19 protein-coding genes and 3 pseudogenes are annotated in these 21,909 nt (G+C 58.8%); 12 read left to right on the forward strand and 10 right to left on the reverse strand.

The features are described 5' to 3' along the window. The first annotated feature begins 230 nt into the window (after positions 1-230). Positions 231-1,088 (forward strand): helix-turn-helix transcriptional regulator, encoded by an 858-nt coding sequence (locus tag FXN63_RS10845; protein ID WP_187395168.1) that lies wholly within the window; start codon positions 231-233, stop codon positions 1,086-1,088. Between the two features lie 199 nt (positions 1,089-1,287). Here FXN63_RS10845 and FXN63_RS10855 read toward each other — a convergent pair whose 3' ends face one another. The 5 genes from FXN63_RS10855 to FXN63_RS10875 all read right to left on the reverse strand — a co-directional run bounded on the left by FXN63_RS10855 (position 1,288) and on the right by FXN63_RS10875 (position 6,538). Beyond that, entirely contained in the window at positions 1,288-2,430 is a 1,143-nt protein-coding gene (locus FXN63_RS10855; RefSeq protein WP_187395169.1) for a chemotaxis protein CheW, read from the reverse strand. A 26-nt stretch (positions 2,431-2,456) separates the two neighbouring features. Next, the gene (locus FXN63_RS10860; RefSeq protein ID WP_148814726.1) at positions 2,457-2,810 is read right to left on the reverse strand and encodes an STAS domain-containing protein; all 354 of its coding nucleotides are present in this window, start codon (positions 2,808-2,810) and stop codon (positions 2,457-2,459) included. Positions 2,811-2,926: 116 nt separating this feature from the next. Beyond that, on the reverse strand, positions 2,927-3,940 hold the full coding sequence (locus tag FXN63_RS10865; protein WP_148814728.1) for an AraC family transcriptional regulator: 1,014 nt from the start codon (positions 3,938-3,940) through the stop codon (positions 2,927-2,929). Positions 3,941-4,347: 407 nt separating this feature from the next. After that, positions 4,348-5,001 (reverse strand): response regulator, encoded by a 654-nt coding sequence (locus FXN63_RS10870; protein ID WP_148814731.1) that lies wholly within the window; start codon positions 4,999-5,001, stop codon positions 4,348-4,350. A 118-nt stretch (positions 5,002-5,119) separates the two neighbouring features. Beyond that, on the reverse strand, positions 5,120-6,538 hold the full coding sequence (locus FXN63_RS10875; RefSeq protein ID WP_148814733.1) for a cache domain-containing protein: 1,419 nt from the start codon (positions 6,536-6,538) through the stop codon (positions 5,120-5,122). A 230-nt stretch (positions 6,539-6,768) separates the two neighbouring features. On the opposite strand from FXN63_RS10875, the gene FXN63_RS10880 reads away from it, so the two are divergent. The 4 genes from FXN63_RS10880 (at position 6,769) to ptuB (ending at position 11,326) form a co-directional block, all read left to right on the forward strand. Next, on the forward strand, positions 6,769-8,838 hold the full coding sequence (locus FXN63_RS10880) for a carbon starvation CstA family protein (RefSeq protein WP_148814735.1): 2,070 nt from the start codon (positions 6,769-6,771) through the stop codon (positions 8,836-8,838). Between the two features lie 26 nt (positions 8,839-8,864). Beyond that, positions 8,865-9,062, forward strand: coding sequence for a YbdD/YjiX family protein (locus tag FXN63_RS10885; RefSeq protein ID WP_148814737.1), 198 nt, complete (start codon positions 8,865-8,867; stop codon positions 9,060-9,062). A 241-nt stretch (positions 9,063-9,303) separates the two neighbouring features. Next, the gene (locus FXN63_RS10890) at positions 9,304-10,671 is read left to right on the forward strand and encodes an AAA family ATPase (protein ID WP_281290874.1); all 1,368 of its coding nucleotides are present in this window, start codon (positions 9,304-9,306) and stop codon (positions 10,669-10,671) included. A gap of 1 nt (position 10,672) precedes the next feature. Then, entirely contained in the window at positions 10,673-11,326 is a 654-nt protein-coding gene (gene ptuB, locus FXN63_RS10895) for a retron Ec78 anti-phage system effector HNH endonuclease PtuB (RefSeq protein ID WP_342791254.1), read from the forward strand. Between the two features lie 437 nt (positions 11,327-11,763). Here ptuB and FXN63_RS27050 read toward each other — a convergent pair. Next, positions 11,764-12,496 (reverse strand): annotated as a pseudogene (locus tag FXN63_RS27050) (LysR substrate-binding domain-containing protein); the annotation flags it as partial. 29 nt (positions 12,497-12,525) lie between these two features. Here FXN63_RS27050 and FXN63_RS10905 point away from each other — a divergent pair. Together FXN63_RS10905 and FXN63_RS10910 are read left to right on the forward strand one after the other, a co-directional pair. Beyond that, positions 12,526-12,787: pseudogene (locus tag FXN63_RS10905) on the forward strand (putative oxygenase MesX); the annotation flags it as partial. Positions 12,788-12,806: 19 nt separating this feature from the next. Next, positions 12,807-13,816 (forward strand): annotated as a pseudogene (locus tag FXN63_RS10910) (methionine synthase). Between the two features lie 27 nt (positions 13,817-13,843). On the opposite strand, the gene FXN63_RS10915 reads toward FXN63_RS10910, so the two are convergent. From FXN63_RS10915 to FXN63_RS10925, 3 genes are all read right to left on the reverse strand, one after another. Further along, a complete protein-coding gene (locus FXN63_RS10915) occupies positions 13,844-14,479 on the reverse strand; it encodes an alpha/beta hydrolase (protein ID WP_148814742.1) in 636 nt (211 codons plus the stop codon). An 88-nt stretch (positions 14,480-14,567) separates the two neighbouring features. Further along, positions 14,568-15,959, reverse strand: a complete 1,392-nt coding sequence (locus FXN63_RS10920) for an MFS transporter (RefSeq protein WP_222864032.1) — start codon at positions 15,957-15,959, stop codon at positions 14,568-14,570. 151 nt (positions 15,960-16,110) lie between these two features. Next, complete coding sequence (locus FXN63_RS10925; protein WP_148814744.1) at positions 16,111-16,515, reverse strand: Imm10 family immunity protein; 405 nt, start codon at positions 16,513-16,515, stop codon at positions 16,111-16,113. Positions 16,516-16,635: 120 nt separating this feature from the next. Between FXN63_RS10925 and FXN63_RS10930 the strand changes: the two genes are divergently transcribed. Further along, positions 16,636-17,535 (forward strand): LysR family transcriptional regulator, encoded by a 900-nt coding sequence (locus FXN63_RS10930; RefSeq protein WP_222864033.1) that lies wholly within the window; start codon positions 16,636-16,638, stop codon positions 17,533-17,535. An 8-nt stretch (positions 17,536-17,543) separates the two neighbouring features. Here the strand turns inward: FXN63_RS10930 and FXN63_RS10935 are convergent, their stop codons facing one another. Further along, positions 17,544-18,227, reverse strand: coding sequence for a FadR/GntR family transcriptional regulator (locus tag FXN63_RS10935; protein ID WP_148814748.1), 684 nt, complete (start codon positions 18,225-18,227; stop codon positions 17,544-17,546). A gap of 270 nt (positions 18,228-18,497) precedes the next feature. Between FXN63_RS10935 and FXN63_RS10940 the strand changes: the two genes are divergently transcribed. The 4 genes from FXN63_RS10940 to FXN63_RS10955 all read left to right on the forward strand — a co-directional run bounded on the left by FXN63_RS10940 (position 18,498) and on the right by FXN63_RS10955 (position 21,901). Next, on the forward strand, positions 18,498-19,640 hold the full coding sequence (locus FXN63_RS10940; protein ID WP_148814750.1) for a cupin domain-containing protein: 1,143 nt from the start codon (positions 18,498-18,500) through the stop codon (positions 19,638-19,640). Between the two features lie 12 nt (positions 19,641-19,652). Continuing rightward, complete coding sequence (locus tag FXN63_RS10945; RefSeq protein ID WP_187395171.1) at positions 19,653-20,783, forward strand: LVIVD repeat-containing protein; 1,131 nt, start codon at positions 19,653-19,655, stop codon at positions 20,781-20,783. A 55-nt stretch (positions 20,784-20,838) separates the two neighbouring features. Next, complete coding sequence (locus FXN63_RS10950; protein WP_148814752.1) at positions 20,839-21,219, forward strand: RidA family protein; 381 nt, start codon at positions 20,839-20,841, stop codon at positions 21,217-21,219. Between the two features lie 85 nt (positions 21,220-21,304). Then, positions 21,305-21,901, forward strand: coding sequence for a glutathione S-transferase family protein (locus tag FXN63_RS10955; RefSeq protein WP_148814754.1), 597 nt, complete (start codon positions 21,305-21,307; stop codon positions 21,899-21,901). Positions 21,902-21,909 lie beyond the last annotated feature (8 nt).

The raw sequence follows: 21,909 nt of genomic DNA on the forward strand, positions 1-21,909 counted from the left end.
AATCCGCACCTTGCCCAGTAGCTGATCTGCTTTTTTTGACGGTAAGCTCACAGTAAGGATGAGCCCAGGCGGACGCTGCGCCGGGCAAGTAGTAACGAGCCACTGAGATGTTGACCATGCCCAACTCTATGACGGAGCGCTGGTCTTTCACAGACGCTCCTCAGGCACAGGAAACTCTGTGCCGCCGATTTGGCCCGCTTCGAATCGGCTCCCGTCAGCCACCAGGGTGTGTGCTGGATCTCACCGTACACACCTACGCTTCCGGTGTGTTGCTGTTCACCGGGTCATCGCCATCCGGTTTCAACCTGGCATTGGAGCATCGCTGCGCCGGATGCTTGCTGGCCATCAGCCCTGCGTCTCGTATCGAGGCGGTGCTCGATTGGCCCGGATGCGAGGTGCATGGGGGCAGCAGCTTGCTGATCGACATCCGCGACGTGCAGACGTGGCGAATGCATGCCGGCACCTTTGACTGCCTGGTCTTCCCGATCGATCTATTGAATCGGCGGCTATCGCATCTGCTGGATCGTCCGCTGATCAAGTCCGTGGTCTTCAAGCCGCTCGATCTGACGACGGTGCCAGGCTTCCCGCAGATTCTTGAATTGGTCCGCGTCATCTGCCGAATCTACGAGACTGAATCTCCGCTTACGCACGTGCGTTCCATCACGAGCGGTTTCGAAGACATGATGCTCAACTTCATGCTGGAAGTAGTGCCGCACAGCTATTCGCAGCTGCTCAAACGCAGCCCGGCTGCCATTTCGCCGCGTCATGTGCGCCGGGCGGTGGAATACATCCAGGCCAACGCACGTCGGGCAGAACGCATCCGCCTGGAAGATATTGCCGAGGCCGCCAGCGTCAGCGTTCGATCCTTGCAGACTGGTTTTGCCAGTGCCAAGGGCATGTCGCCAATGGAATACCTGCGTACGGTCAGGCTGGAAGGCGCGCGGGCAGAACTGCTGAATCTGAGCGCGTCACGCTCGGTGGCAGATGTTGCGGCTGCCTGGGGCTATCCGCATTCAGGCGTGTTTTCTCGCCTGTATCGGGCAGCCTTTGGGGAGCTGCCCTCGCAAACCATCAAAAACAAAGGCTAGGGCTGACAGGCGTCACGTCCATGTCGAGGTATCGGCCAATGCCGATATCTCGTCCATCGACAACACCTTGTCCACGTCAAGCAGGATCACGAACTTGCCGTCCACCTGTGCTCTCGTTTTCAGTGGGACTTCATTTCATTGGGGCGTCAGTAGTCAAAGACGTGACACGTCGTCGGCCCATTCGTGCACCGTGGGCGGATCAGTGTGGAAACGCCCTTGTTCTCGATCTGACCTGTCTGGTTGCTGCGGCCAGCACATCCAGGTCGAGCACCAGCGCCACGTCGCCACTGCCGAGAATGCTCAGCGCGGCAACCGCAGGGGTGGCCGCAAACAAGGTCGGTGTGGGTCTGAGCTGCGTCTGGGCATCGCCCAGCAACGCGTCGACCACCACTCCAAAGCGTTGCCCTGCACGCTTGATGATCACCAGGTTTTCTCTGGCATCCGCAGCGCCGGTAATGCCGAAGTAATCGCGCAGGCGCAGCACCGGCAGCACCTGCCCGCGATGGGCGACATAGCTGGCCGATGTGGAACCGGTGAACATCACGCATTCGTAGATGGCGTCCATGGGCACCACGAAGACGGTGTCTCCCACGCTCACCTGGAAGCCGTCGATGGTGGTCGCTGGTCGCCTCGCTTGCCTGATCCGCAGATGTGACGAGGGTGCGCTGATGAGCGGCTCTGGTGCGCCGACGATGCGCAGGGACTCGTGGTCAGTGGATTCGAACGCAGCTTCGATGATGGCCAGACCCGCCAGGCTGCTGAATGTCAGCGCAAAGCCCAGATAGCAGGATCGCGGGTCGAATTCGTCCAGTACCGGCACGGCATCGGCCACGGTGACGACGCGCTCGATGGTGCCCAGCGTGTTGAGGTAGTGCAGGATAGACAGGGGGTCCGTCCCGTGGCGAAGCATGTCGCGGCCGCAGTCAAAAGTGATGTGCCACTGACGCAGCCCAGGCGGGCGGACCGGATACTGTCCGTGGCTGTACTTCAGGTACAGGCGCAATTGTTCGATCAGATCGTTGCCAGGGTCCGCCGTCTGTGGCTGACCGATCGAACCCGCATTCATCAGCCTGCGGATGTGATCGCCGCATTCCAGCAACAAGGCCACCAGACGCTCGGTCAAGGGAATACCTCCCTGGTGGACGTAGTTCAGCACGCCTTCCACCACCTGAACGAAACTGACGACGTGGTGATGGGACAGCACACCTGCAGCGTCCTTGATGTCGCGGACTATCTTCAGGATGGCACCGCGAGTCGCGGTGGGCACATTAGTGGGACTGCCCGTATCGACATCGAGCAGGGCGGCCTCCATGTCATCAAGCAACTGTCGGCTGTCGGTCATGCTCCGTGGTCGCCTCCGTTCGATGTTCATACTGCGCAGCTGGATCGATCAGGTGCTGGTGGCATCGTCTGGCGCAAGCCTGGGCGAGCGGGCGGCACACGTATCGGATCACCAAAGTAGGCGACCAGGTCCAGCAGCGCGAACACCGCCAGCACTTCACTGCTGTGTTCCACCAGCTCCAGATGTTTCCCGCTTGCCTGCGCCGTGCGTTTGGTGGCCATCAAGAGCTGAATCCCCGTGCTGTCGATCTCCGTGACGTTTGCGAGTGTCAGTCGCAGCGTGTCTGCATGGGCAATCGCATGGAGGAATCGTTGGCGCAGTTCGACCGCCCGATCCATCGTCAGACCTCCATCGATAGCCAGCGTCTCTATTCGTGTCATGCCGTCTGTTCCCAAGGTAAGGTGGCCGGAAGGCCATAGGGAACATATCGGTGCAATGAAGCTGCCTGCAGAGGGGCGGCGCGGCCAACTTCAACACCGACGCGGCCATCATTGGATCAATCCAGATCGGTGGTTGCCGCTTCGCTTCTTGCCGCCGACACCGAGCGTCCGGTCCAGCGTGTGAAGGCACGTCTGAAACTTCGCACGTCTGCAAACCCCGCTTCGGTCGCCAATTCACGCAGGCCCAGCCTGCTGGACAGCACGAGTTCGATGGCGCGAGACTTGCGCCCATCATTGACCATCGCCTGATAGGTCATGCCCGATTCCGCCAGCTTGCGTCGAAGCGTGCGTTCGCTGATGTTCAGCAGGCGCGCAAGCTGCGCAGGCTCTGGCGGATGCGGCAGGCCCTTGTTGATCAGGCGTTCCACCGCCAGCGTGATGGTGGATGTCGCGCTTGCCTGCTCACACTCCTTTTGCATCAGCTGGCAGGCGAACTGGTAGGACGTCGGTGATGAGGTCGCCAAGGGAACATCCATCCAGTGCGCAGGGGATATCAACTGGTTTTGCATCGCGTCGAACCTGACGGTGCAACCGAAGAAGTCCTCGTAGACACGCAGATTCCCACCAGGGCAGGCATGCATGAATTCGACCAGACTGGGTGCATAGTGGCGGCCCAGCAGCACGCGTCGTATCTTCACCATGCTGGTGAACATTTTTTCCGTCAGAAACGGTACGTTGGCGTGATTGCCGTGCAAGGACGCGGCAGTCTCGACGTAGCCTGCGGCCTCGTATTCGCCGCAGGTGTGCAGCAGCAAACCCGCACTGGCCGGGAACTTCAGCTTGAGTTTGATGGCGTCGCCAAGCGTCGGGCTGGCCATCAATCCCAAGGCAAGTGCACCTCGGTTGACGATGTTGCAACGCATGCCCAGTTCCAGGCCCAGGAACGGTCTTCTCAACGCCTCGATGCCACGACGGATGACGGTGTTGGCTTCGGCGTGTGACAAGACAAAGCCCGGGTTCTCCAGGTCTTTGCACTCAAAGCCCAGGCCACGGCACAGGCGCGCGCAGTCGTGTCCGTCGCGTTGTGCTGCGTCGAGCACCGGGCGTACAAAGACCGGTGCCACGCACACGAGGTCACGCCGTTTGCCAGGCAGAGCAGGGCTTGGCTCGATGGTCTTGCTTGCTCTCGTTGGCGCAGTGCTTGTTGTCGGGCTCGCATGCACCACGCGTGCATAGCTTGCGTTTGATGAATCCACACTTGCCTCGCCGCTCTGATCTATTCAAATCGTGGCGGTGTGCAATGTGTGTGCACCTGCCCGCCACCGCAACGATTTTCAGGTGGGCCGAAGGCGTGCAACGTACGGAAAACGCACTTGAGGTGCGATTGGCGCAGAGATGCGTGATGTGAAAGAGATACAAGCGTATATCTGTCGCCTGAGTCACTTCGAATTGCTGTAGGGCCTGATATTCGGGGCGGCCTGGAGGGTCTTGTGAAAGGCTTGTCGGAACGCTTGTTCGAACCAGCTGCTCGGAACGCTTATTCCGGGCAATTCTCCACCGCATACCGAATCAATTCCGCCTGCCCCTCAATCCCCAGTTTGCGCTTGATGTTCAGCCGATGGGTTTCCACCGTACGCACGCTCAAACCGACTTCGGCGGCAATCTGCTTGTTCGCCATGCCTCGCCCAATTCTGGCAAGAATGTCGTTCTCGCGGGCGGTCAAGGTATCGCGTGGATCGGTGGACGCCGTCGCCTGAACCAGGCGGGCGGCAATGGCCGCACTGTAGTACATGCCGCCGTTCATAACGGTGTCGATGGCAGTGACGATTTCGTGCGCGGGCGCATCTTTCAGCACATACCCGCGCGCGCCGGCCTGGGCGGTCTGGCGCACGTATTCCAGGTTGCCGTGCATGGACAACATCACCACCGCAATGTCGGGAAAGCGGGCGTGGAACAGGCCGGCGAGTTCGATGCCGTTGACGCCTTTCATGCCGATGTCCATCAGCGTCAGGTGTGGCTTGACGCTGTCGGCCAGACGCAATGCTTCGGATGCGTTTTCAGCTTCGCCCACCACCGTGACATTGGGCATGGCGTCCAGTCGCGCCCGCAGTCCGTCGCGCACAAGCGGGTGGTCATCCACCAGCAGAATGCGGGTGGATGTGGTGACGGAAGCAAGTGACTCAAATGACATGGGGGGTGTTTTAAAAGCGTGCGCAGTGATTGGGTCGACGACTGTTTGCCAGCCAGCCCAGGTATCCAAGATCAGCAGCGCATCACCTGCAACTCATCACTTGCAACACACCACCACGCTACGCAGGCTCAGCCGACCTTGCATGGATGCTGGCCAACAGTTCGTCGCGGTCGTCGTCAGTAGCAATCGCGTGTTGCATCGGAATCCAGGCCGAAATCCGGGTGTCACCATGCATGCTGGTGATTTCCAGCTGGCCACCAACCGAGTCCAGGCGTTCGCGCATGTTGCGCAAACCCAGGCCGCGATGCGGGTCCTGGTGGACCTGAGCGGGATCGAATCCCACCCCGTCGTCGGTGACGCGCAATTGTACGCCGCTGCGGGTGAAGCCCAGCTCCAGCTGAATCTGCTGCGCCGCTGCATGGCGCTCGATGTTGGTCAGGGCTTCCTGAGCGATACGGAACAGCACCGTCTTTGCCATGTCGTTCAGGTCAACCGGGTTGCCGCTGACCTGCATCAACACATCGATGCCGGTCATTTCGCCGGCTTCACGAGCCAGTTCAGACAGCGCGGCGGGCAGGCCCAGGTCGTCCAGCATGGTCGGGCGCAGACCGTGCGAAATGCGGCGAATCTCGCCCAGTGCCCCGTTCAGCCGGCCATGGGCACGGGCCAGCGTTTCAGGCACCGGGCCGGTCGAGGTGCCAAGCCGGGCAATCGAGGATTCAAGCAAGAGCTTCACCGACACGAGCCACTGGCTGATGCCATCGTGCAGCTCGCGTGAAATGCGCGCGCGCTCGGTTTCTTGTGACAACACCACTTGCTGGGCCAGCCTGCGCAGCTTGGCATCAGACGTCTTGTGCTCGGAAATATTCAGCACCAGGCCGCAGCCCACCACGGCCAGCAGACACACCAGCGTGATCAAGGCGATCAATATCAAGGTGTCTTCGATATGGCGTTTGGCCTGCTGGTCATGGCGTTGCAAGGCCGCGTCCACGTCGTCCAGGTAGATGCCGCTGCCCAGCATCCAGTTCCAGTCCGTCAGGGGCACCACATAGCCCAGCTTGGCCACATGGCGATTCAAGGATGGCTTTTCCCACAGGTAACGCACTGCACCGCCGCCGTTGAACGCTTTCTCGGATAACTGCTGAATCGTGGGCGCGCCGGTTGGGTCGCGCAGGTTCCAGAGGTTGCGGCCGATCAGGTCCGGCTGACGCGGGTGCATCAGACTCTGGCCCTGCATGTCATAGACGAAGAAATAGCCGTCCTGGCCGAAGTCCATGCGCGCCAGCATGGCCAGGGCGCGGGACTGCGCATCGGGAATGTTCTTGCGTTCGGCGTACAGCGGTTCGATGGCGGTGCGTGCCAGTTGCACGTAATGGCTCAGTTCTGCTTCCTTGCTGGCCAGGTAGGTCTGTTCGAGTGCCTGGTACTGCTGCTGCGACAGGGTGGTTGCCTGTTGGCGCACGGTCATGGCAATCGCCAGCATGGCCAGGCCCAATGGAACCAGGGCCAGCAGGATGAGCTTGTGGCGGAGTTTCATAAGCATTTTTGGCGCTGATCGAGCTAGGGACTTTCCCCAGGGCTTCCCAGGGAATTACGTAATCGTACGTAGGGACGCTGCGTAGTTTCGCGCTTGTGACGCATTGTCCCCCCTGCGAATACTACGCCGCGCCAACAAACGTCGGGACCTGTTCGTTTTACCGGTCACCGCGCTATCACCCACCGTAGTATGTCCGCGCCAGACGCGGCCGCACACACGCAGGAGTTTTCATGAGCCGTCCCTGGCAAATCGTGCCGTGGATCGGTGTCGCCATTCTGGGGGCCTTCGCCCTTGGCATGGTGGCACTGAGCCGCGGCGAACACGTCAACGCCCTCTGGCTGGTCATCGCCGCGGTGGCGACCTACACCATCGCGTATCGCTTCTACAGTAAGTTCATCGCCGACAAGGTGTTGCGCCTGGATTCCACGCGCATTACCCCGGCGTACAAACATAACGACGGCCTGGACTACGTCCCGACCAACAAGAACGTGCTGTTCGGCCACCACTTCGCCGCCATCGCAGGCGCGGGCCCCTTGGTCGGCCCGGTGCTGGCCGCCCAGATGGGTTACCTGCCCGGCACGCTGTGGATTCTTGCTGGTGTCGTGTTCGCTGGCGCGGTGCAGGATTTCATCGTGCTGTTCGTGTCGACTCGCCGTGACGGCCGCTCGCTGGGCGATCTGGTGAAGTCGGAACTGGGTCAGATCCCGGGCGTGATCGCACTGTTCGGTGCCTTCCTGATCATGATCATCATCCTGGCGGTGCTGGCGCTGATCGTGGTCAAGGCCCTGGTCGGTTCGCCCTGGGGCACCTTCACCGTGGGTGCGACGATACCAATCGCGTTGTTCATGGGCGTGTACATGCGCTACATCCGCCCAGGCCGCATTGCCGAAGTCTCGGTAATCGGCTTCGTGCTGTTGATGGCAGCCATTCTGTTCGGTCAGTCGGTGCACGACAGCGCCACGCTTGCACCCTGGTTCACCTTCGACGGCAAACAGCTCACCTGGGCACTGGTGATCTACGGTTTCATCGCCGCCGTGCTGCCGGTCTGGCTGCTGCTGGCACCGCGTGACTATCTGTCCACCTTCCTGAAGATCGGCACCATTCTGGGCCTGGCCATCGGCATCATCGTCGTGGCACCGGAACTGAAGATGCCGCAGGTCACGCGCTTCATCGACGGCAGCGGCCCGGTGTGGTCGGGCAACCTGTTCCCGTTCCTGTTCATCACCATCGCTTGCGGTGCGGTGTCGGGCTTCCACGCGCTGATCTCGTCGGGCACCACGCCCAAGCTGCTGGACAATGAAAAGAACGCACGCCTGATCGGCTACGGCGGCATGTTGATGGAATCCTTCGTGGCCATCATGGCGCTGATCGCCGCGTGCGTGATCGAACCCGGCATCTACTACGCCATGAACAGCCCGGCCGCGCTGATCGGCACCACGCCGGAAGCCGTGGCGCAGGTCGTGTCCAGCTGGGGCTTCGTGATCTCGCCCGACGTGCTGATCCAGACCGCGAAAGACGTGGGTGAGAACACCATCATTTCGCGCGCAGGCGGCGCGCCCACGCTGGCAGTCGGCATGGCGCACATCCTGCACCAAGTGGTCGGCGGCCCCGGCATGATGGCCTTCTGGTACCACTTCGCCATTCTGTTCGAAGCGCTGTTCATCCTGACCGCTGTGGACGCAGGCACGCGTGCCGGCCGCTTCATGCTGCAAGACTTGTTGGGCACCTTCGTGCCGGCCCTGAAGCGTACCGACTCCTTGCCCGCCAACCTGATCGCCACCGCCTTGTGCGTGGCCGCCTGGGGCTACTTCCTGTACCAAGGTGTGGTCGATCCGCTGGGTGGCATCAACACCTTGTGGCCGCTGTTCGGCATTGCCAACCAGATGCTGGCTGCGATTGCGCTTACGCTGTGCACCTGCGTACTGTTCAAGATGAAGCGTGATCAGTACACCTGGGTCACCATCGTGCCGACCATCTGGCTGCTGATCTGCACGCTGACCGCCGGCTTCCAGAAGATCTTCGATTCGGACCCGCGCGTCGGTTTCCTGGCCCACGCCGCGCGCTACAAGAAAGCGCTGGCCGAAGGCACCGTGCTGGCACCCGCCAAGACCGCAGAAGAAGTGAACCGCATCGTGTTCAACGACTACGTGAACGCCACGCTGACTGCTGCCTTCGTATTCGTGGTGCTGAGCGTGGTGATATTCGGTACCCGCACCATCTTGAAGGCCCGCAAGCAGCGTGACCCGCACTCGAAGGAAACGCCTTACGAAAAGATGCCTGCGGATGCGCAAGCAGTCTGATCACGACGTAAAGAAAGGAGGCACGCATGCTTGAAGAAATCAGCAAGGCTGGCAGGTATTTGAGCCAGACGCTGCGCCTGATGGTCGGCGTGCCTGACTATCCCACCTACGTGGCGCATATGAAGGCCACGCACCCTGACATCGCACCGATGAGTTATGAGGAGTTCTTTGTGGAACGTCTGAACGCTCGGTATGGGGCGAAGGGCAGGGCGAGTTGTTGTTGAGGTAGCAGCCCAAGCCACCTGGATGGCGTAAACCGCATTCCGACAGCCAAACGCAAGTTTAGGCTGTTTTTTTTGTCTGAATTTGTGGTTTAGTGTGGCGTAGCTTACTACGGGTGGATCCTGTTGAAGCTGCGGATGGAGGCACGATTCTTTAAGTGGATAAACAGTCATTTTTAGATAAAAAAAGAAATTCCACTAAGGCTATGATGCGTATTTATTGGTTTCTTTGAAAGGGGAAGTGGTGTCGGTAAAGATATCTAACATTTGCCTTCGTAATTATCGTGGGTTCAAGTTCTTTGATATGCATTTGGATTCGCGTCTTACAGTTATTGTTGGTGAGAATGGAGCTGGGAAAAGTTCATTGATTGATGCCTTTCGGCTCTTGATTTGGTCATATATCAGATATTTTTCCCCAGAGGCTAAATATGTGAGAAGACCGAAGCTTGTTAAGTCTGATGTTTATGGGAAGAGTAGTAAGCACTGCTATGTGTATGGATCAATGGAGGGAAATTCTATTGATGGGTGGGGTGATGAGGATTTTCCTAACTGGATCGGAGGTTTTGGGTGCGTCTTTAAGGGTGGTCGGACCTCGTGGGTTGATATGGAGCTCGGCGGTGATGCACTATTGAAAAAGTTCGATCTAGATCTACATGAGCTTGGTAAGTTAATTGATCCAGATGTCCGTTTGGGAAATTTGGATGTTGTGAATTTACCGGTCATTTGTTTTTTTGATGTCAACAGGTTATGGGTGCGGAGGCGTGGTTCAAGAAAACTGCCTGTTGGTTCCAGTCGGCTCTCGGGGTATGATGGAGCGCTTAATAATAATTCCCGTCTATTTGATGTTAATTATTTTATTGAAATAATGCTTGAGAAAAAGGATGTTAATTCTAGTGTCTATGATTATATGAGCGTTGTTTCTGGGGCGGTGCTGCATGTGACTGGTTGGCATTCCGTCTGGGGGAAAGATCTCGCGTTGTATTATCATAGAGGGGGTGTTTATCTATCTTTTTCTCAGCTGGGGGCTGGTTTGCAGAGCTTGGTTCTTATGGTCTCTGAGCTGGCGGTGCGTTGCCTCTTGTTAAATCCTCATTATGGAAAAAATGCGCTCGATAAAATAGATGGGATTGTCCTTGTTGACGAAATTGATCTTCATTTGCATCCTGGTTTACAGCAAACTGTTCTTATAAGAATGCAAGAGTGTTTCCCTTGTGTTCAGTTTATTGTTACTACTCATAGTCCGCAAGTTCTCACCAGTGTGGATAGAGAATGCATTAGGGTTATTGAGAGTTTTTCAAGTCCTGATTCTGGTGAGCGCGAAACCGGGTTGAGAGAGGTTGAATATCAGACAAAAGGGGTGGCTAGTTCTGAGTTGCTGTCGCAGATAATGGGCGTGCGCCCGGTGCCCGATGTGAAGGAGGCTACGTGGCTTGATGAGTACCAGGCTTTGGTCCAGCAAGGGCTGTGGCTTTCAAAAAAAGGGGTGGAATTGCGGAATAAGTTAGATAATCATTTTGGAGAGGGGCATCCCGTAATTCTTGAGTGCGAGCGAATGATTCGGTTGCAAGATTTTAAAATAAAAATCTCTAAAAAAAGAGAGGGGAAAAGTTAAAGTGCACTTTTTGTCTAGGAGTTTAATACCACCCGTGGGGCTGGCTAAATATCGAAGCGGAGTGCACAAGTGGGGTGGCGGTGTGCCTAGCTTGGACGAAAAGTCCGAAATCTGGACTAGATTGCACGAAATGCAGTTAAATAGGTGTGCTTATTGTGAGTGTCGCCTGGAGACGGCTAAAGGGCATATCGAACATTTCAGGCAGCGAAGTCGTTATAAGCAAGGGGAGTTCGAGTGGGCTAATTTATTTGGGTCTTGCAGCAAAAAAGAGAGTTGTGGGAAATTTAAGGATGATTTTGGGAATTATGATTTTGGTATGTTAATCAAGCCAGATGATGATGACCCTGAAGAATTTTTATTGTTTTTGCCAAACGGTGCGGTTGTTCCTCGAGATGGGATTGGCAACGAAAATCATAAGCGGGCTGATTTAACGATTAAGGTTTTCGGGCTTAGGGGATGTCTTGATCAAATTCGCAAAGTGGCTATTTCTGGTTATGTTTCCACGCTTGAGTCTATTAAAGACTTGGCGGAGCAGGAGCCAGATGGTGAGTGGCGCGAATTTCTTATGGATGAGTTGAATAAATCTTCCGCTCTTCCTCATGCTACTGCGATAAAGCATGTTTTAACGATGGACGGATTTCTTCTTGGTGTGTAAGTGGTATCTTGATAGGGTTTATTGATGTGGAATATCTTCCGACATGGGCTCGCGTGGTTGTGTACATCTAATAATTTTGTATGGTGCCATAGCTTTTTTTATCTCAGATCGCGCTGATGTCGGCGCAATCATTCTCTAGCTTGATCTAGCGACGAGATCAAGGTTAAAAAGGCGTGACTGATGACTAGCCTGGATATCAGCCGATTGCAAGGCTAACCGAATAGCATAAAGCCCAGCGGAAACTTATCAAAAAGAAGGGCGTTAAGTAGCATAAATTTCCCCACTACGCGACACGCTCACCCGATCAGCTCAATAGGTAGGGGCGGGACGGCGGTTGGATCTTGGGGATACGTGCTGCCTTGATGCTCGCAAGGTTTCCGTCGACGGCATGTCGTGTTTATCAAAGCGGCAGCACTTGCATTCGACTGTAATATTCGTCAGTCAGTCCCCTGTGTAATATTGAATTGGCTCGCCAGTTTTATTAAGGCCCGCACGTAGTCTGGCGGTGTCGGCCTCGCAGGCCCACAGAAGATCTGCTTGGCGATGCCGCGCGCGCTTGGCGCACCGCACCACGTCGATCTTGGCGGCGTATTCTCGACCAGCCAGTGTGGCCACCCCGCTGCCGCTGGCCACCATCATGCAACGATGTCGGTGGTTTCGATCGCCTTGTGACGCCTGGGCGTGACCCCGGTGGGCAGCAAGAACTAGTTGTGATGTCCACGCTCGATGTCTGCCGGGTAGCTGTGAGCACTTCCTGGGTGATCTGCAGGGATTTCACATAGACTACCGAAGCTAGGACAAGGCTCTTTGCCACGACCAGTACCTGTTTGTAGTCAAGCACGTGTTTGAACGTCAGTTCCTGCTTGAGCAGCGGATCGGGCGTGACCAGCAGGTCGATCTCGTAGCCGAAAAGCGCACCGATCCCGCCGAACTGAAACTTCTGCTTCATGCCTACATCCACATCGGGCCAAGTGGCCAGATACGGCTATACCATCTTAAGCAGCCACTGGCAGCAGGGGTTGTACTCCATGCGCCAATACGCAACGCGCCTCACTCACCTTGCGCGAACTGGTCTAGGCGTTCTTCCGCCAGGTCCAGTTGCGGCAGCACTTGGTTCGCGACTGCCAGCAGGTATTGGCTGGTCTGCGTCAGGCACCGGTTGCGCCCTTGGCTTTCTATTAAGTGTGCGACCTGCTTGCGACTATACCAATCTGGAACTCATCGGCACGATGGAGACCTTCCAGAAAAATTTATCGGCCTGTGATCTACACCGCCAATTCCGCGGCGGGGAAGTTCTATCAGCCGAGTTTGATGAATCAGGATTATTCCCTGACTCAGATTGTCTACGACCGGGAAGAAAGCAGAGAGTTGGCGGTCATGCAGGGCAAGTTCACCGAAGAGCGGTTCATCAAGCTCTACCAAAACATGCTTGAAAAGTGGTTTGCCGACTACGCGCTCTGATCAGCAAAAAATTATTCGTATTCATCATGAAAAATTGTTGCCCACATCCACTGCCCGGTAGTTTGTCCAAACCTTCCGGGCTCGCCCAACCTGAAAAGCTTTCGTCGTCCTGGAAGTTGGAAAGCGAGGAATTGCTTGGCGGCAAACAAGATGCACTGCGTCTGGCGCTGCTGAAACAGCAACAGGCAAGTATAGATACTGTCAGTGATGGCGGGCAGACGCGTCAACACTTCGTCCACCTTCATCGAGCATCTCGACTGCGTGGATTTCGAAAAGCGTGAAACCGTCCGCATTCGTGGTCGTTACGAAGCAAGCGTGCTGACCGTGGTCGGTGTTTTTCGACGATGCCAAGTTCCTGCGTCAGTAAACCACGCAGTCCATCAAGTAGGCCGTGCGGGGCCTCATGACGATGATCGATACGCTTTACGACGCTCACTACAAGAGCCGCGAAAAACTGGCCTGGGAATTCGTCAAGATCCTGAAATCAGGAAGCCAAGGAATTGGAGGCTGCCGGTGTCGATATCATCCAATTCGACGAACCTGCGTTCAATGCGTTCTTCAACTAGGTGAACGAGTGGGGCATTGCCACGCTGGAACGCGCAATCAAGGGGCTCAATTGAGAAACCGCTGTGCATATCGGCTACGACTAGTGCATCAAGGCCAATACCGACTGGAAGAAGATGCTGGGTCCGAGAGGTGCCAGTATGAGGAGTCCTTCCCCAAGCTGCAGAAGTCCAGCATCGACATCGTTTCGCTGGAATGCCGAACTTGCATGTGCCGATCGATTTGATCGAACTCAGTCGTGGCAAGAAGGAGGTATTGGTGGCCATCGACGTGGCCACCAACACCATCGAGACGCTCGAGGAAGTCGCCAACACCCTGCGCAAAGCGCTGCAGTTGATGGACGCCGACAAGCTCTACCCTTGCACCAATTGCGGCATGGCACCTTTGCCGCGCCACAGGGCGCGCGGCAAGCTGAATGCAGTGAGTGCCGGCGCAGAGATCATCCGATATGAGTTTTCGGCTTGATGGGGGGCTCCCATCGGTATGGGCACGCTATTGCGCGCTCACCGCGCGCAAATGCCTGACCACGTGGTCAACAACGCTGGGCAGAACCCCCTTGAAGAAATGATCCACGCCCGGAACCACCACCACGGGGTGGTGGCTGGCACGCGCCCAATCCAGCACCTGCGACAGCGGTGCCATCGCGTCGTCCTGGCCGTGCAGCAGCAGGCTGCGGGCAGGAATGGGGAAGGCTTCGTACTCACGGCCGCCTGGGGTTAAGCCAACCGGCATGCCCATCAATACGATGGCGTCCGCAGGCGCATTTGCTTCCAGTGCGCAAGCCACCCGAGCATAGACATGCGCACCGAATGAAAAGCCAACCAGCGCAAGGGGCAAGTCGGGATACTGCACGCGCAGATGTTCCGCGATGAGGACCGCATCCTCGGTTTCGCCGATGCCTTCGTCGTAGCTGCCAGCCGATTCGCCCACGCCGCGAAAGCTCGGCCGCACAGCGATCCAGCCTTCTGCGACCAGGCGCTTGGCAATCGAATGCGGGACGATATGCCGGGGGTTGCCGCCCAGCAAGGGCTGTGGGTGGCTGATCATTGCGATGCCCACCGGGGTACCGGCGGGCTGCTCGATCAGTAGCTGGATATGGCCGGCCGGGCCGATCAGTGAATCGATCATCGGGTTGCTGCAATGTGGTTGCGGAAGGACTCGCAGCTTAATCCATGCATGCCAGCGGTGCTGGGCTGGTTAGGTAATGCGCTCAGGTTTATGACCGCGATCTGCCGAGCACCAGCAGCACCGCAACGCCCGCCGACAATCCGGCCAGCAGCCACATCGACGCACCGTAGCCAGCCAGGAAACGCACGTCTGGCGCGGCTCGGGTAGCACCTGACACCGTCTGGTGAATGACTGTTGCCAGCGCCAGTCCAATGGCACCGCCCAGGTTGTGCAAGGTCCATGAGGCACCCATGGCCACGCCGCCAAGCCTGGTTGGCACCGACGCCAGCGCCGCGACAGTCGAGGGGCCGAGGATCGCGCCCCAGCCAATCCCCATGGCTGCGAATGCCGCCAGCACCTGCCACCAAGCGGTGTCGGGGCCAAAGCCGGCCTGCAGCAACGCCGATATCGTCAGGCACACAAAGCCCGCTGCCAGCGCCCAGGTCGTGCCAATCTGATCCACCAGCTTGCCGATCTGGGGTGACACCAAGGCCATCACGGCAGTCGTCGGCAGCAGCAGCAAACCAATGGCGGCGGCGTCCTGATGCCGGATCTGGCCCAGGTACAGCGGCATCAGGAAGAAGGCCGCGCAGTAGAAGCAGGCGAGGGTGGCGGTGGCCAGGCTGGCGAGCAGGAAGCGCCGGTTGGCGAACAGGTCGATGCGGATCAGCGGATAGGCCATGCGGCTTTCCACGCGCGACAGCGCCAGCAGCGCGAGCAGGGCGACCGCTGCCGAGGTCAGCGTGGCTATCGAGGTCCAGCCCCACTTGCCGCCCTCGGCGATGGCCAGCAGCAATGCGGTCAAGGCCACGGCCAGCAGCACCAGTCCGGCTACGTCCAAGGTTTCATGTTCGTCGGCACCGCGCGATTCTTCCACGTGACGCAGGCACAGGGCCATGCCCACCAGGATCAGGGGCACATTGACCAGGAACACCCAGCGCCAGCCCGCCGCCGCTACCAACAGTCCACCAATCACCGGGCCGATTGCCAGGCCAAGGCCGTTGGCGCTGAACAGCAGGCCGATGGCGCGACCACGTTCCGTTTCTGAAAAAGCATGCGCCACGATGGCGGTCGATGCCGTGTACAGCGTCGCGCAGGCCATGCCTTGCACCACGCGCCAGGCGATCAAGGTGGCCATGCCGTTTGCCAGGCCTGCTCCCAACGAGGCCAGTCCGAACACGGCCATGCCGATCAGCATGATCCGGCGTCGTCCGTGCAGATCGGCCAGACGCCCAGCCGCCACCATGCAGGCCGACAAGGCCATCACGAAGCTGCTCACGATCCACTGCGAGCGGTCGATATCGGCACCGAGCGATTGCTGGATGTCGGGAATTGCGGTGTTGACGATGGTGAAATCGATGCAGCCAAGAAAGCTTGCGATGGCCACGCCGGTCAGTGCCAGCCAGCGGTTGCGGGAAATCGGAGGGGTGGGCAGAGACAACACGAAACTCCAGGACGAGAACGCCGGGATGCGTCCCCTGGTCGGCTGGAGTCTATCTGTGAGAAATGGGCGGCAGTTGTGGCGCTTTGTCGAAACACTTGAGCGTTTTAGTCTCAAGTGTTTGATTGTTCCTGGCGAGCAGCAAGTTGCCTCAGCCGTGGGACAGCACGGTCGGCCGGTCGGCAAACACGGCCTGCAATGCCTGCGCCATGTCTGTGATCGCACCCAGGCCAGGGTGCAAGTCGATGATCAGGATGCCGACTTCCTGGCACCACGGCGTCGTGGTCGAAAAATGGAATGTCAGGCGGTCTGGCGCGATCTGCACGGCATCAATGCCGCCGTAACCGGCCAGCGCCTGTCCACCCAGCGCTTGTCCACCCAGCGTTGCATGGTAGGTGTCCATGCCGAGTTCGGCGTCCTGTTCGTCGTCTTCCTGAGATCGCTGCAGGATCAGATAACACGCTGGATCGGGATCGGTGCTGTCGGCGAGGGCAACCGTCAGCACCTCGTCTTCGGTGTAGGCGGTGTAGACCTGCGCGGGAAAGTGAAGTGTCATGGGAGTACCTGTGATTTGGAGTGCACCTGTCGTGCAGCGGCATGTGCGGCGCAGATTACCCGCAATTTTCTACACTGGTGACTTCCTGTCCCGATTCATGCAGAGGTACGCCCAGTGGTGATGTCGATCGAACGCTTCAACGGTGTGCGCGCTTTTGTGCAGGCCGCGCAGGCGGGCAGCTTCAGCGAGGCAGCGCGACAACTGGGGCAGTCGCCATCCAGCATCGGCAAGGCAATTTCCCGGCTGGAACAACGCCTGGATGTGCGCTTGTTTCACCGCACCACGCGCAGCCTGTCGCTGACCGACGAGGGCCTGGCCTTTCATCGCAGCTGTGTGTTGGCGCTCGACGAACTCGAACACGCCGAGGCCGCCTTGTCGGCACGCAGACACATGCCAGCCGGGCGGCTGCGCATCGCACTGCCGGTATTGTTCGGCCGGTATCAAGTAATGCCGATATTGCTGAAGCTGATGCAAGTCCATCCTGCCCTGGAACTCGAAGCCGTCTTTTCCAATCGCCCGGTGGACTTTGCCGAAGAGGGGATTGACCTGGCAGTGCGAATCGGTGCCCTTGAGGACAGCCCCAGCTTGGCCGCACGACGCATCGGTGCGCAGGGCCTGGTGGTGTGTGCAGCGGCGTCCTATGTCGCCCGCCGTGGCTTGCCGTTAACGCGCGATGCGCTTGCCGACCACGATTGCATCGGCATGCTGCGTGACGGGCGTATCGAACCCTGGCGGTTCGACACCGTAACAAAGGAATTGCCCGTCACGCCCAGGCTGCGTCTGGGTGACCTGGAATCGGTACTGGCCGCTATGCGTGCCGGTCATGGGTTTGCGCAATTGCCCACGTGGTTGGTGGCGACGGAATTGGCCAATGGGGAACTGGTGGCCGCGCTGCCCCAGCAGGCTGCCGACAAACTGCCCATTCACGCAATCTGGCCTGCCTCTCGGGCAATGAGTGCCAGGCTGCGCGTGACGATCGATGCCTTGCGGGTCGACGCGGGGTCATTGCCCCGTAACTGACCTCGGCCTCACGCCGACATGCTCGGCGCCATGCGCCCCAGAATCTGCGACTGCACCGAAATCAGATGCTGGCGCATCGCGGAATCTGCGCCATCCGGGTCACGCGCCGCAATCGCATCGGCAATGGCTCGGTGTTCACGGTCACGTTGCATCACGCGGTTCGGGCATTCCGGTTCACGCCGCTTCACATGCAGGCGCGCGTCCGATCCCACGCGTCGCAACAAGGCATAGAAATCGGCCGCAAGCGTATTGCCGGTCGCCATCGCCACCGCTTTGTGAAACGACAGATCGGCCGCGCCCCGTTCGGCACCTGCTGCGGTCGTGGCCGCTCGCTGAATGCGCACGATATCCAGCGGCGTGGCGCGCAAGGCGGCCAAGCGTGCCAAAGCCGGTTCCAACGCCAGTCGCAGCTCAATCACTTCAATGGGATTGGTGCTGCGAATCAAGGCCTCGCCCCGTGCTGCGCCAGGTTCGCCACGGCGCGGCTGGGCAGGCTCAAGCTGCCCCTCGGTCCGCAATATCTCCAGCGCCCGCCGCAATTGGTGACGTTTGACACTCAGGCGCTCTGCCAACAAACGCTCCGACGGCAGGTTGCCGCTTTCGACCAACAAATTGCGCAATGCATCAACCAGCTGATGAATATCAGTGATGGTTGAGATGTTGGTTGAGTCTGGTTGGATGCTGACGTTCATCGTTATTCCTTGCGGTTGACTGGTTTTCGAACCCAGTTCGTTCATGGTGCACCACGGCAATTTTCTTGATCCAACATGGTGCCGGCCATTCTACCGCGCACCATGTTGGCGTCGCCTGCGATCCATTATCCATGTTCAACCAAAATCAACCAAGTATTTGGTTGACATGGTTGGTCGATGACGGTTGAATGACACATCGGCGCTGTCAAACAAGCAGCGCCGCGGTCGCCCCCCAACGTCCGAGTCGAGTCAACTCCTGGAGATCGTCAGATGAGCACGACCAGCGCAGCCCCTGTGGACCAAGCCTCTCGCGAGGCCGAATTGAAGGCCATGTACGACGCCATCCACAAGGGGAACATGTTCCCGTTCTGGGCCAAGCGCTCGGATGTCGAGCACGACGAGATCAAGCAGTTGATGGACGGGGTCAAAGCCGTGCCCTATCGCTGGGGCTACAAAGACCAGCTTGAAGGCCTGCTGCACACCTCTGCACGATTGATCACCGCCGAAGACACCGACCGCCGTTCGCTGGTCTTGGTCAATCCCGGCCTGGCTCCCAAGCGCGCCACGGTGTCTACCATGTATACGGCCTACCGCCTGAACGATCCCAACGAAGTCATGCCGCCGCACAAGCACACGGCCAGCGCCATTCGCTTCGGCCTGACCGGCAAGCAGAACTTCACCGGCGTGGAGGGCGAAGACATCACTTTCGGCCCCGGCGACATGGTGCTGACCCCGCGCGACACCTGGCACAACCACGGCAATACCGGCGACGAACCGGCGATCAACCTGTCGGTGCTGGACTACCCGCTGGTGGAAACGCTGAACGCGTTGGAGTTCGATCACGACTACGCCGAAAAGGGTGAGAAGCGCAAAAAGCAGAGCGCGCGTTATCCGTCGGAATACTCGGCCAAGGTATATGGCTCGGGCGGTCTGATGCCGCGCTTTGTGGATCACCATCGCGGTGTGGACGCGTCTTCGCCGATGTTCGTGTATCGCTACGAGCCCATGCGCGAGATGCTGGAAAAGCATCGTGAGTGGTGCGAGAACCCGCACGAAGGTCTGTTGATCGAATACGTGGACCCCTTGAAGGGCGGGCCGGTGTATTCCACCATGACCTTCTTCATGCAGATGCTGCGCCCCGGCGAACGCACGCTGCCGGTCAAGCAGACGGCCAGCCTGCTGGTGTCCCCCTTTGAAGGCAAGGGCCACGCCATCATCGACGGTCAGCGTTTTGCACTCGATCAGTTCGACACAGTGGCCGTGCCGGGCGGTGTCTGGGCCGAATACGTCAACGACAGCGCAACCGACCCCTTGATCGTGTTCATTGCCAGTGATGAGCCGGCCTTGAAAGCCTTCGGCCTGCTGAAACGATGGGGCCGCACGGAAGGCGGCGACATCATCAGCCTGATCTGACGGGAGCGCATCGTGTCACGCGCCTGGAACACCCGCCGTATCAACCATGTCGACTGCGATGGCGGCGGTCAGGTGTGGGTGGATGGCACCACGATGTATGTGTCGCACATGCGTCCGCCGGAAGGCACGTCCATCTACGACGTGGCTGACCCTGCCAACCCGAAGCTGCTGGCCACGCTGGCCGTACCCATGGGCTGGCACTCGCACAAGGTGCGGGTGAAGGACGGGATCATGGTCGTCAATTACGAAAAATTCCGGGAAGGCGCGCCGGAATTCGGCGGCGGGCTGGGCATCTATGACGTGTCCAACCCGGCCAAACCCAAGCTTATTACGCACTGGAAAACAGGCGGCGAGGGCGGGGGGGTGCATCGCTACGACTTCGATGGTCGTTATGCCTACATCTCGCCCACGGCTCCGGGTTACGTCGGCAACATCGTGATGATTCTCGACCTGTTGAACCCGGCCAAGCCCGAAGAGGTGGGGCGCTGGTGGATACCGGGGCAGCACGTGGCCGGTGGCGAGGAATACCTGTGGGACGACTTCGTGCGACCACGCTGCCACCACCCCTTGCGCGAAGGCAACCGCCTGTACGTGTCCTACTGGCATCACGGCATGTTCATTCTGGATATAGAAGACATGAGCCGCCCCAAGCTGATCTCTGGCGTGAACAGCAGCCCCGCGCATCCGCACCCCACGCACACGGCCATGCCAGTGCCGGGCTTGCTCAAGGGTCGCAAGATCATGGTGGTGGCCGATGAAGACGTGGCCAAACTGCGGCCGTCGCCGCCGTCCTTCACCTGGTTCTACGACATCACCGACGAACAGCAGCCGATGCCGATATCCACCTTCCAGGTGGCCGGGTTGGACCCGGACGGCGCGCCGCAACCCGCCATGATGGGCTGTCATCAGCCGTCCGAACGCTTCACGGGTTCGATCTTGCCGTTTGCGTGGTTCGCGCAAGGCCTGCGCCTGATCGATATCGCCGATCCGTTCGCACCAAAAGAAGTGGGCTTTTTCGAGCCCGATACCCCGGCTGGCTGTGAACGGCCGTCGTCCAACGACGTGACCATGGACGACCGTGGCCTGGTCTACCTGCTGGACCGCCAGCGTGGCGTCGACATCATTGAGTGTTTCCCGTCCTGAATTTTGTTCTGAATTTTTTTGCACACCCCCATTTCGCAATCATGTGGAGAAGACAGTGAGCAACCCGCTGATCCAGGTTTACGGCAAGAAAAATCCCAACCTGCCGTTCCATCCCGCCGTGCGCGCCGGTGACTTTGTTTTCGTCTCAGGTCAGGTCGCCAAGGATGAAAACGGCGTCATGATCGGCGGCACCATCGAGGAAGAAACACGCGGCACCATCGAAGCCATGAAGCGTGTATTGGCCCAGGCGGGTTGCACGCTGGATGACGTGGTCAAGGTCACCACCTACCTGGAAGATGGCCGTGACTTCGGCCGCTACAACGGCGTCTTCAAAGAGTATTTCCCGGAAGGCCGACTGGCGCGCACCACCGTGGAAGCCCGCGCCGCGATCACCACCCGGATCGAGATCGAATGCACGGCGTACAAGCCGCTGTGAAGGCAGCATGGATTCATGCCGATGCCCTGATCGCATCGAAGTTGAACCCAACACCTTGAACCTACAGAACACCCAGGAGACCCTCATGTTGCAACTGCTTGGCCGGGCAACGTCCGGCAACGTCCAGAAAGTGCTGTTCCTGCTTGAAGAACTGTCCGTGCCCTACGAACGTCAGGACTACGGCCGCTTGTTCGAAAACACCGGCACGCCCGAATACCTGGCGATGAATCCGACGAAAAAAGTACCTACGCTGGTTGATGGTGAACTCAGCATCTGGGAATCGAACACCATCTTGCGTTACCTGGCGACCAAGACCAGCAGCCCGCTGTACCCCACCGACCCGGCCGCCCGCACCCAAGTGGAACGCTGGATGGACTGGACCTTGGCCGCACTGAATCCCGCCTACCTGGGCGGCTTCAAAGACGCCAAGAAAGCCGAGGCTGAGCGCGCCCCCGACACCGTGTCCAACCTGACTGCGGAACTGAAGCTGCTGGAGGCCAATCTGGCTGCGCATCCGTATGTGGCCGGGCAGGAATTCTCGCTGGCCGATGTGGCGCTAGGCCCGATTGTGCGCCGCTGCGTGGCCTTCCCATTCGGCATGCCGGCCTTCCCGGCGATCGCCGCCTGGCTGGCAAAGCTGAACGCTCGCCCTGCCTTCCAGAAAGCAGTCGCCGCTGGCTGACCTCACGC

This window comes from Pigmentiphaga aceris, assembly GCF_008119665.1.
GTDB lineage: Bacteria > Pseudomonadota > Gammaproteobacteria > Burkholderiales > Burkholderiaceae_B > Pigmentiphaga > Pigmentiphaga aceris.